Annotated in this window: 9 protein-coding genes; 5 read left to right on the top strand and 4 right to left on the bottom strand. The window is 67.6% G+C overall.

Annotated features, from left to right (window positions below):
- Positions 1–17: 17 nt before the first annotated feature.
- Complete coding sequence (locus ODI_RS18040) at positions 18–2,741, top strand: cation-translocating P-type ATPase (protein ID WP_067748627.1); 2,724 nt, start codon at positions 18–20, stop codon at positions 2,739–2,741.
- A gap of 81 nt (positions 2,742–2,822) precedes the next feature.
- Here ODI_RS18040 and ODI_RS18035 read toward each other — a convergent pair whose 3' ends face one another.
- The gene (locus ODI_RS18035) at positions 2,823–3,656 is read right to left on the bottom strand and encodes an SAM-dependent methyltransferase (protein WP_067748630.1); all 834 of its coding nucleotides are present in this window, start codon (positions 3,654–3,656) and stop codon (positions 2,823–2,825) included.
- A 155-nt stretch (positions 3,657–3,811) separates the two neighbouring features.
- Between ODI_RS18035 and ODI_RS18030 the strand changes: the two genes are divergently transcribed.
- From ODI_RS18030 to ODI_RS18015, 4 genes are all read left to right on the top strand, one after another.
- A complete protein-coding gene (locus ODI_RS18030; RefSeq protein WP_067748634.1) occupies positions 3,812–4,564 on the top strand; it encodes a hypothetical protein in 753 nt (250 codons plus the stop codon).
- A 68-nt stretch (positions 4,565–4,632) separates the two neighbouring features.
- Positions 4,633–5,163, top strand: a complete 531-nt coding sequence (locus ODI_RS18025; RefSeq protein WP_067748636.1) for a GbsR/MarR family transcriptional regulator — start codon at positions 4,633–4,635, stop codon at positions 5,161–5,163.
- 89 nt (positions 5,164–5,252) lie between these two features.
- Complete coding sequence (locus ODI_RS18020) at positions 5,253–6,509, top strand: SDR family oxidoreductase (RefSeq protein WP_067748641.1); 1,257 nt, start codon at positions 5,253–5,255, stop codon at positions 6,507–6,509.
- On the top strand, positions 6,506–6,979 hold the full coding sequence (locus ODI_RS18015; protein ID WP_067748644.1) for a DUF2269 family protein: 474 nt from the start codon (positions 6,506–6,508) through the stop codon (positions 6,977–6,979). The genes ODI_RS18020 and ODI_RS18015 overlap by 4 nt, the downstream gene beginning before the upstream one ends.
- A gap of 17 nt (positions 6,980–6,996) precedes the next feature.
- On the opposite strand, the gene ODI_RS18010 is transcribed toward ODI_RS18015, so the two are convergent.
- From ODI_RS18010 to ODI_RS18000, 3 genes are all read right to left on the bottom strand, one after another.
- Entirely contained in the window at positions 6,997–9,429 is a 2,433-nt protein-coding gene (locus ODI_RS18010) for a TonB-dependent siderophore receptor (RefSeq protein WP_197707107.1), read from the bottom strand.
- Between the two features lie 198 nt (positions 9,430–9,627).
- Positions 9,628–10,620: a FecR family protein gene (locus ODI_RS18005; RefSeq protein WP_067748647.1), complete on the bottom strand. Its 993-nt coding sequence runs from the start codon at positions 10,618–10,620 to the stop codon at positions 9,628–9,630.
- 91 nt (positions 10,621–10,711) lie between these two features.
- On the bottom strand, positions 10,712–11,215 hold the full coding sequence (locus ODI_RS18000; protein ID WP_067748650.1) for a sigma-70 family RNA polymerase sigma factor: 504 nt from the start codon (positions 11,213–11,215) through the stop codon (positions 10,712–10,714).
- Positions 11,216–11,285: the final 70 nt, after the last annotated feature.

Genomic DNA, 11,285 nt, shown 5'->3' with positions numbered 1-11,285 from the left:
AGAAAAGGGAGCCGCCCATGTCCGGTATCGCGCCGCGAGCGCCAGCATCCGATCCATCCACCCCCCCTGTCGACTGGCACGCCTTGTCCGCCGAGCAGGCGCTGCAAAGGCTGCAGGCCGGCGAACAGGGATTGACGCCGCAGCAGGCCGCCGATCGCCTGGCGCGCGTCGGACCGAACACATTGCCCGCCGGCAAGTCCATGCCAGCCTGGCGCAGGGTATTGGCGCAGTTCAACGATCCGCTGATCCTGTTCCTGCTGTGCGCGGCCGGGGTGTCGCTGGCGCTGGGCCATGCCACCGATGGGATGATCATCATCGCCGTGGTGGTCGTGAATGCCGTCGTGGGTTTCGTGCAGGAGGGCCGCGCCGAAGAGGCCCTGGCGGCCCTGGGGCAGATGATCGCGCCGCGGGCCCATGCCCTGCGGGGTGGCGAGCGCATCGAACTCGACGTGGCCGAGCTGGTGCCGGGCGACGTGATCCTGCTCGAGGCAGGCGACCGCGTGCCGGCGGACGCCCGGGTCCTGCGTGCGCGCAATCTTCAGGTCGACGAGTCGATCCTGACCGGCGAGTCGGTGCCGGCGCACAAGGGCGAGGCGCCGGTCGACCCCGGCGCGCCGCTGGCCGAACATGCTTCCATCGTGCATTCGGGGACGCTGCTGGCTACCGGCCAGGCGAGCGCGGTGGTGGTCGCCACGGGGGCCCACACCCAGATCGGCCGTATCGGCAAGTTGCTGGGCGCCGTGGGCGACCTGACGACGCCGCTGATCCGCCAGATGCGGACTTTCGGGCGCCGGTTCACGCTGTGCGCGTTGCTGGCGGCGCTGGCGCTGTTCGTCTTTGCGATCGCCGTGCGAGATTATGGCTGGCTTGACGCGCTGATGGTCGTGGTGGCGCTTGCCGTGGGCGTCGTGCCGGAAAGCCTGCCGGCCGTCATCACCATCACGCTTGCCATCGGCGTGCGGCGCATGGCCGCCCGCCAGGCCATCGTGCGCCGCCTGCCCGCCGTCGAGACCTTGGGGGCCACCACGGTCATCTGCTCGGACAAGACCGGCACGTTGACGCGCAACGAAATGACCGCGCATACCGTGATCGCGCCAGACAGCCGTTGGACGGCGTCGGGCGCCGGCTATGCGCCGGAAGGGGAGCTTGCCGTGGTCGAGGGCCTGGCCGACGGCCGCGACCAGGCCCTGCAGATCCTGCGGGTCGGCTTGCTTTGCAACGATGCCCAACTGCGCAACCGGGACGCTGGCTGGCAGGTGGCGGGCGATCCCATGGAGGGCGCCTTGCTGGCGCTGGCCGCCAAGGCCGGGCTGTCCGAGGCCGAGGCGCGCGCCCGCCATCCTCGCCTGGACGAGATTCCCTTCGATGCCGCGCATCGCTACATGGCGACCCTGCACGCGGACGACGACGGCACGGCGTGGCTCTGCGTCAAGGGGGCGCCCGAACAGGTGCTGGCCCTGAGCCGCGATGTCGTGGCCGGTGGCGCGCGCTGGGAGGCCGCCATTGCCGAGGCAGGCGCGCGCGGCGAGCGGGTGCTGGGCTTTGCCGCCAAGCGCCTGGCACACCCGCCTGAGCGCCTGTCCATGCAGGATGTCGAAGGACTGGATTTCCTCGGCCTGGTCGGCTTCATCGACCCGCCGCGGGACGAGGCCATCGAGGCCGTGGCGCAATGCCGCGCGGCCGGAATCTCGGTCAAGATGATCACCGGCGATCATGCCGCGACCGCCTTGACCATCGCCTGGCAATTGCGCCTGGCCGACCGTCCCGAGGTCATGACCGGGGCGCAGCTGCAGGAAGTGCCCGATGACAGGCTGGTCGAGGTCGCACAGCGTGTCAGCGTGTTTGCCCGTACCAATCCGGAGCACAAGCTGCGCCTGGTGCGCGCCCTGCAGGCTGGCGGGCATACGGTGGCCATGACGGGCGACGGCGTGAACGATGCGCCGGCGCTCAAGCAGGCGGATGTGGGCGTGGCGATGGGGCACAAGGGAACCGAGGCGGCCAAGCAGGCCAGCGAGATGGTGCTGGCCGATGACAATTTCTCGTCGATCGCGGCGGCGGTCCACGAGGGCAGGGCCGTCTACGACAACATCCGCAAGGTGGTTGCATGGACGTTGCCGACCAACGGCGGCGAGGCGTTGGCGGTGTTCGCGGCGCTGGCCCTGGGCACGGTGCTGCCCATGACGCCGGCGCAGATCCTGTGGATCAACATGGTCCTGACGGTGACGCTCGGACTGGCGCTGGCGTTCGAGCCGCCGGAGCCCGGCATCATGCAGCGGCCGCCGCGCCGGCGCGATGCGCAGCTGATCTCGCCGTTCATGTTGTGGCGCATCCTGCTGGTGTCGGCCCTGTTCACCATCGCTGCCTTCGGCATCTTCTGGTGGGCAGGTTCGCGAGGACTCGATACCGCGACCGCGCGCACCATGGTGGTCAATACCTTCTGCGTGATGGAGATCTTCTACCTGTTCAGCGTGCGGTACATGCACGGCGGGTCATTCACGTGGCAAGGCCTGAAGGGCACGCCGGTGGTGCTGGGCGCCATCGCGGCAGTGGTCGCGGCCCAGCTGGCGTTCACCTACCTGCCCGTGATGCAGCAGGTCTTCGACACGCGCGCACTGGGCTGGGTCGAGGGCGTGGTGGTCGTGCTGGTGGGACCCGCGCTGATGCTGGTGCTGGAGGTCGAAAAGTGGGTGTTGCGCCGTCTGGCCTGGTTCGAGGAGACCCGGGGCGTGCAGCCGGCATGAGCCGGGCGCGCCAGGATTTTCCTGGCGCGCGCCCTGCGCGTCATGGCGCCGGGGCTGGCGCAGACGTCCGGTTCGTGGCGCTCATCGGGCGGCGGATTTCGCTTGCCAGGCCTCGGTATCGTTGCGCAGGCCTGCCATCTGGCTGCCCTTCACCCGTCCCACATAGGTGTCGCCGTAAACGGCGTAACGGATCTCGTCGCCGTACAGGCGCGCGTCGCGGATGGGCGCGCTGACGCCGCGGTCGCGCAGCGTGCCCGTCAGCATCTGGAATTCCTGCTTCAAGGTCAGCACCTTGTCATCGCCCAGTTGCCAGACGCCTTCCACCTTGGCGGGCACGACCCACTTGTAGGCGGTGCACCAGCCCTCGCAGGCCTCGCCGGCCAGTTGGGCGATCTCGTCGGGCTTCCAGTCATCCATGGTGAACGAGTTGGCGACGATGCGCGTGCCGGGCGCCATGTCCAGCAGCGTGGGGCGCAGGCGCAGGTTCAGGGCCGGCAGCAGGAACAGCGTGACCACGTTGGCTTCGGAGAAGTCGGACTCGAAGATGTCGGCTTCCTCGAAGACGGCCTTGTCGCCGACGCCCTGGGCGGCTGCCTGCCGTCTGGCCAGCCCGACCAGGTCGGGGTTGTATTCGATGCCGCGCGCACTGGCGCCGCGCTTGGCGGCCGTGATGACCAGGCGGCCGTCACCCGAGCCCAGGTCCACCAGCGTGTCGGCCGGCGTGAGCTTGGCGGTGTCGAGCATGAGGTCGACCAGGGGCTGCGGCGTTGGCACCCAGATGACGTCCTTGCCTTCCTGGCCCACCATGGGGGAATAGGGCAGGGCGTCGGACAGCTTGATCTGGGCAAGGGCGGGGGCGCCGAGGGCGCAGGAGGCAATCAGCAGGGCGCTGGCCGCAGTCTTCAAGGTTCGCATGCAGGATCTCCAGGTGGGGCCGGGGTATTCTCGCTGCTGTGGCGGCCTGGCCGCAAGGCGGGACAAGTGTGGCCGTGACGCGGGTTACCCTTGCGCGTTTCTTTCCGGGCGCGCCGCCGTGCCCGCCCCGTTTCCGATTTTCCGTGATTGCCCTGATGAAGAAAACCTGTGCCCTGATCCTTGCGCTGCTGCCTGCCTTGGCCGCCGCGGCCTATGTGCCGAACCCCACCGAGAAGGCGGTGCTCGAAGCCATCCTGCGCGCCGAGATCGAGACCTTCTCCGAGGGCGGCGGCACCCTGATCGGCGAGTGGATGGGCACGCCCGCGGTCCAGGCCGACGTGCTGTCCGAAGCCTATGCCGCGGGTGCGTCGGCCGCCGCGCCGATGTCCCTGGACCGTCCGGTGCTGCTGTCGGGAACGGTGGCCAAGGTGGAAGGCGACGCGAAGGCCGGGCAGTGGATCGTCTTCGACAGCGTGATGCCGCCCGCCGTGCGCGCGCGCCTGCCCGCGCAGCGTGCCGCGGCCAGGCCCGGCGCGGAGATCGCCCTGGTGTGCGCCAAGCTGGAAGTGGCGCAAGGCGTGCCCACGATGACGTCCTGCCAGGACGCCGCGGCCGTCGCAGCCCGCAAGGTGGCGGCCTTGCGCGCCTCGCTCGACGGCTTCCATCAAGGCAAGCCCACCAATATCCGCGTGTCGACGCTGGCCATCAATGCCCTGATCTCGGCCAGCCTGCTGCCCGCGGACCACGGGTGTCCCGATGACATGGCGCGTTGCGCAGAGGCCGTGAAGGCCACGCATCACTTGGCTGGCCGGGAGGAGGCCTTGCTGGCGACGGTCCACAAGCTGAAGGCGGCGGGCGTGGACCTGAGCGCGTATGACACGCCGCGTCGGCCGGGACGCGGGCGGTAGTTGCATGTCCATTTCTGTCAGTCATTTCTGTCTTGACAGAAATGACTGACGAGAATAAATTGCCAGGCATGAAACTCACACCGATCTCCGAACGCTTCATCCTCCACTGGGGCGAAATGGGCTCCCGCTGGGGCGTGAACCGCACCGTGGCCCAGATCCATGCGCTGCTCTATCTCCTGGGCCGTCCGGTGCCCGCGGAGGAAATCGCGGAAACCCTGGGCGTGGCGCGCTCCAATGTCAGCACCAGCCTGAAGGAGCTGCAATCCTGGGGCCTGGCGAAGGTGGTCCACGTCATGGAAGACCGGCGGGATCATTTCGAGACCTCCACGGATATCTGGGAATTGTTCAAGCTCATCGTGGAGGGCCGGCGCCGGCGTGAGATCGACCCGACGCTGACCATGCTGCGCGACAGCCTGACCAGCCCAGAGATCGAGAACGAAAGCCGTGCCACCGAACAGCGCGTGCGCGAGACCCTGGAATTCCTGGAGACGCTCACGACCTGGTCGGACGAGATGTTGCGGATGAAGCCCGACACCCTGATGAAGACCCTGGGGCTGGGCGCGAAGATCAGCAAGACCATGCGGCGGACGAAGTCCTGATCGCCAGCGGGGCGAACGGTGCGTTCGCCTTTTTTCGGCTCATGAATTTCTGTTTATACAGAAATGTCAGAATTAAAAGTGAGGCAACGATGAACATCCTGGTCTGCGGCGCGCATGGGTTCGTGGGAAAGGCGATCTGCGAGGCGCTCGGCCGGGCAGGGCATCGCGTGGTGAAGGGCGTGCGGCAAGCCAGCCAGGCCGATGAACTTGCCATCGATTACATGCAGGATGTCGAGCCTGCCGCCTGGCTGCCTCGCCTGCGCGGGATCGACGTAGTCGTGAACGCCGTCGGCATCCTGACGGAAACCGCCCAGCGCAGCTTCGAGCGCGTGCATCGGCGCGCGCCCATCGCCTTGTTCGATGCGGCCTGCCAGGCTGGCGTCACCCGCATCGTGCAGGTGTCCGCACTGGGTGCGCAGCAGGGCGGCACCGCCTATTTCCGAAGCAAGCATGCCGCCGATGCGCATCTGTCTGGCCTGCCCGTGGCCCATCACGTGCTGCGGCCCGCCCTGGTGTACGGCGAGGCGGGCGCGTCTTCCCGCCACTTCCGCGCGCTGGCGTCCTCTCCCGTGCACCCGCTGCCGGGCGGCGGGCGTCAGCGCCTGCGGCCGATCCTGGTGGACGAGCTGGCGGAGATCGTCGTGCGTCTTCTGGCGCAGGCGCCGGCAGGCCGCGAGGAGCTGGACCTGGTGGGAGGAACGGAGGTCGAGTACCGGCAGATGCTGGCGGCCTATCGTGCCTCGCTGGGATTCGCGCCGGCCTGGCGCGTGTCCATCCCGGCAGGCCTGATCGGCCTGGCTGCCGCGGTGATGGACCGCCTGCCGGGAGCGCTGCTGACGCGCGACACCTGGCGCATGCTCCAGGCCGGCAACACCGCCAGCGTGGCACGGACCGCCGAGGTGCTGGCGCGCGAGCCCGAAGGTGTCGAGACCTTCATCCGCCCCGATGACGCGCCGCGGCTGCGCGCCCAGGCGTTGGCGGGATGGCGTCCCGCGCTGCTGCGCGGCGCGCTGGCGCTCACCTGGCTGGCCACCGCCTTCTTCAGCGCCTGCGTCCACCCCATCGCCGACAGCCTGGCGCTGCTGGCGCGCGTGGGGCTGCAAGGATCATTGGCCGTTGCCGCCCTCTCTCTTGCCGTGGCGCTCGATGTGATCCTGGGGATCGCCACGCTGGCACGCCCGGGCCGCCGCCTCTGGGTGGCGCAGATGGCGCTCATCGCGGCTTACTCCGCGATCATCGCCATCGCCCTGCCCGAGTTCCTGTGGCATCCCTTCGGCCCGATCCTGAAGAACGTGCCGATCATTGCCTTGTTGTTGGTGCTGTTGAGTGAGGAAGAAAGATCATGAATGCCTACCTGACCATGAAGACCCTGCATATCCTGTCCTCCGTCCTGATGGTGGGGACCGGCTTCGGCACCGCGTTCTATCTGTACTTCACCAATCGCACGCGCAATGTGCCGGCCATCGCCGCCGTGTCGCGGCTGGTGGTCCGGGCCGATCTCTGGTTCACCACCCCGGCGGTCATCTTCCAGCCCCTGTCCGGAATGTGGCTGGCGCATTCGGTGGGCTGGTCCTGGGAGACCCCGTGGATTGCCGCGACCCTCGTGCTGTACGCCATCACCGGCGCCTGCTGGCTGCCGGTCGTGTGGCTGCAATACGAGATGTCGAAGATGGCGGCGGTGGCGCATGCCAGCGGCGCGGATGCCTTGCCGTCGCGTTACTGGCGCTATGCCGTGTGGTGGGAGCGGCTGGGGTATCCGGCCTTCGTGGCGATGATCGCCGTGTACTTCCTGATGGTGATGAAGCCGGACTTTTGAACCGGCTTCGAAGACCGTCAGAACGTATACCTGGCGGTCATCATCACCCTGCGCGGCGCGCCATAGAAGCCCTGGCCGTCACCGCTCAGGTCGACATAGTGCTTGTCGAAGAGATTGCTCACGTTGAGTTGCGTGGACAGGTTGGGCGTGAAGCGATAGTGGGCCATGAGGCTGGCCAATAGCACCGAGCCCTGTTCGACCCGGGCCTGCGCGCCGTTCAGCGTCCGCGCGTAATAGACCCCGCTGCGCCACTGGACGCCGCCGCCCACCGTCAGCTTGCCCGACGTTCCCGGCACCAGATAGGTGGTGAAGAGATGGGCCAGGTTCTGCGGGCGGTAGGGGTTGTAGCGGCTGCCGTCCACGTCGCGCACCAGCGCGCGCGAGAAGCCGGCGGACACTTGCAGGCCGGGCGTGATCTCACCGGATGCCTGCAGTTCGAAGCCTTCGCTGGTGATGCCCTTGGCGCCCCGATAGGCGAACTCGGCAGTCCCCGGCACGGTGTTCTCGCCGTCCCGTTCAGCGACGTTGTCCTGCTCGATGCGGAATACGGACAGCGCGGTGGTCAACCCCCCGTCGAAATAGTCGGCCTTGACGCCGGCTTCGTAGCTCTTGCCTTTCACCGGGTCGAGGAAATCGCCGCCGGCATCGCGATAGGACTGGGGCTGGAAGATATCGGTATAGCTGGCATAGACGGAATAGACCGCGTCGATGTCGTAGAGGATGCCGGCGTAGGGCGTGAAGACGTCATGCTTCATCGTGTCGGTGCCGCTTTCGCGTTTCCAGCGATTCTGGCGGCCTCCGATGACCAGTTTCAGCGAGTCCGTCAGCGACAGGCGCATGGCACCGAACAGGGCGGTCTGGCGCGTTTTCTGCTTGCCCAGCCAGTTGAAATCCCCCCAGGCGGGTTCGGGATAGCTGCCATCCCAATCGTAAATGCTGCCGACGGGGGCGGTGCTGAGCGGCGCGTGGTTGCCGTAGCGGTAGTTCGAGTGGTTGCCGACCACGCCCAGGACCGCCTCGTGCCGGTGGCCAAACAGCTGGAAAGGGCCGGAGGCCTGCAGCGAGCCGCTGTTCTGGTCGAACTCCTGGTGCGAGCGGTTCTGCAGGGCGCTGAGCCCGTTACCCGTCAGGCGATCCGGCGTGCCATAGAGATATATCAGCCTGGAGTCGTATTCGCTATCCAGCCGGCTGAGGTTGGCCGTGATGGCCCAGTCGTTCTCGAATCTGTGTTCCAGCGAGGCATAGACCGTATCGTTGGTGGTGTCCCAGCGCGTCCAGTCCGCGGCGATGCTGAAACGGCGCGGCCAGCTGGCGCTGGATCCGTCGCTGAACAGCATGGGCAGGCCACCCCAGGTGAGTGCGTCGGGGCGCTTGGCCTGGTGCTCGACGCCGACGCGCAAGGTGGTGTCGGCGGACAGGTCGGCCTCGACCGTGGCAAGGAACGCGCGGTTGCGGGAAGCGTAGCGGTCCAGGTAGGAGTCGCGTTCCTCGGCCATGCCCGTGACGCGCCCGCGCAGGCTGCCGCTCTCGTTGAGCGGGGTGGAGAGGTCCACCGTGGCGCGATGATGATCCCATGAACCCGCACCCAGGCCGATGGCGCCGGTGAAGGTCTTGCTGGTGGCGCGCTTGCGCACCACATTGACGGACGCGCCCGGATTGCCCGCGCCGGTCATGAGGCCCGTCGCGCCGCGCACGACCTCGACCCGGTCATACAGGATGGGGTCGAAGGTCGAGGTGCCGAAGAAGTCGTTCTGGGTCGAGATGGGGACGCCGTCGTACTGGTAGGTGTCGACGTAGAACCCGCGCGAATGGATGTCGGTACGGTCGATGTCGGAGGACGTGGTGACCAGGCCCGTCACGGTCTTGAGCGTTTCCCCGAGCGTCGTGACGTTGAGGTCCTCCATCTGCTGGCGCGTGACCACGCTGACCGATTGCGGGGTCTCGCGTGGGGACAGTTGCAGGCCGGTTGCCGCGGCGGTCTGGCGCGCGAGATAGGAGCCCGTGCCCTCCGTGGTGGCCTCGTAGCGGCCCTGTACCGTGACAGGCGCCAGTAGGGAAGTCGAGGATCGGGTCAGCGTGACGTTGTTGCCATTGCGCGTGTAGCCGATGCCGGAGCCTTGCAGCAGCGCCTTCAAGGCTGCCTCGGGCGTCAGGGTGCCGGATACCGGCGGCGCTTGCAGGCCGCGGACAAGATCCTGGGCATAGAAGATCTGCAGCGAGGTTTCACGACCCAGTTGCAGTAGCGCTTGCCCCAGGGGCTGCGCGGCCAGGGTGATCTGCACCGCGGTGTCCTGCGCCGAAGCAGCGGGCGGCGTGGTGCCCAGCGCGATGGCGAGCGCCACGGCCAGGAGCTTCCCGGCCACCAGCGTGTTGCCGCATGCCTGGCGCGGAGGCGCCAGCGAATCGTTGCGCCCTTGCGGGGCGGTCTTGCAGAGAACGTCGTTCTTCACGGTCTTCCGTTATCCAGGTCGAATGACTCAGGCGCGCATGCGCCACAACCCTTGGCCAAGGTTTCCGGAGGCATGCCGATGAGCCGGCCATGCGTCCTCCTAGGGAAGACGTATCGGGCTGGCAAGCACCTCAATGAAAACGAGAACGATTTTGTAACGGCGGCGGACCGCCCATGTCGCGCCGTCGTCAGGGCCAGGTCAGCGGGGCAGGACGACAGTGCTGCCGTCGGACTGGCGCTGCAGCCTGACAGGGGCGATGGCGGGCAAGGCCGATAGCATCGATTGCGGGTCGTCGATGCTGAACACCGCCGCCACGCGATAGTCGTGCAGCAGCGGCGCGCGCAGCGTCACGCCTTGCGGCAGGTAACGGTTGATCTCCTGCACGGCCAGGGGCAGAGGCGTGTCGTCGAAGATGACCTTGCCGAGGCGCCACGCGGCAAGGTTCTCGGCCTGCACGGGCAGTACCGGCGTCGAACGGCCGTCCGGCGCGACGTCGATGGCCTGGTCGGCGCCCAGGTCCTGGTCGATGCCGTGCCACCAGCTGGCCGTCCATACCCGGACCGTGCCGGAAGCCACGGCAATCCGCGTGCCCAGTGCGTCGTGCCAGACGTCGAAGCGGGTGCCGGTCACGGTAATGGTGGCGTCGCCTGCCTGCACGACGAAGGGTCGAGCCTTGTCGGCGCGGATGGTGAAGAATGCCTGGCCGGTCTCGAGTGCGACGTGCCTTCGCTTTTCCCGGAACGTGACGCGCAGACGCGTATTCGCGTTCAGGTTCAGCAGTGAGCCATCGGGCAGCGGTATCTCTTGCCGCTTGCCATCCATCGTGTCCAGCGAGGCCTCGTATTGAAGCGCGCCGGACCGCAGCCACGGCCAGGCGACTACCCCGGCAGTGCCCGCCGCGCACAGTCCGGCCGTGGCCAGCGCGAAACGCCGCCTGCCGGGGGCCCTGACGGCCGGCTGCGCCGCAGGGGGCGCCGCCAGGGCTCGCAGCTTGTCTTCAGGCAGGTGGCGCGATGCTTCCCACAGGAAGGAAACGCGCTGATAAGCCGCTTCGTGGGCAGGATCGCTGCGCCGCCAGGCCGCGCAGGCGTCGATCTCCGCGTGCGTGGCCTCGCCCGAGTGCACACGCGCGAACCACCGCGCGGCGTGGTCGCGCAGCGCATCGGTGGAAGTCTCGGAAGCGGCGGTCATGGGCGCAGTGGCGGATAGTCGGGCGTGATGTTGCGTGGATTGTCGCATTGCCTGCTACGCAGGACGAAGGGGTGCAAAGGGGGCCTCAGGGTCAATGGGGCGGCGCGTGCGCGTGCAGCCGCTGGTCGATGTGGACCAGCGCGCGGATCATGTGCTTCTCCACCATGCTGCGCGAAATGCCCATGTCGTCCGCGATCTCGGCATGGCTCCATCCTTCCAGGCGATGCCTGACGAATACGGTCCGGCAGGCGAGAGGCAGGTCTTGCAGGGCGGCCATCAGGGCGTCCAGCAATTGGGCCGAATAATGGGTGGCGTGGCCGTCCTGGACAGAGGGGTGTTCGTCCTCGTCCAGTTCATGCAGGGGCCGCAGGTCCAGCACGCCGCGCCGGCGGTGCCGGTCTATCAGCCCATTGGTGGTGCTGCGGGCAAGATACGCCCTTGGGTCTTCGACCTTGCCCAATCCGCGCTCCAGCAGGCCGACCACGGCATCCTGCAGCGCATCTTCGCCGTCCTGGGGGTTCTTGCGCCGCCATGCCCCCATCAACTCGCGATAATGCGCGAGCCAGCCTTTGTTGGGCTTGGAAGGAGGGGACATGCGTGAAGAGGGCGTGCAGAAGGGGAGCCGGAATAATAACAATTATTCTCATTTTCTCGCCAAGAGGCCC

The sequence above is a fragment of the Orrella dioscoreae genome (genome assembly GCF_900089455.2).
Taxonomy (GTDB): domain Bacteria; phylum Pseudomonadota; class Gammaproteobacteria; order Burkholderiales; family Burkholderiaceae_B; genus Orrella; species Orrella dioscoreae.
This window is presented reverse-complemented; position numbering and strand designations above follow the sequence as displayed.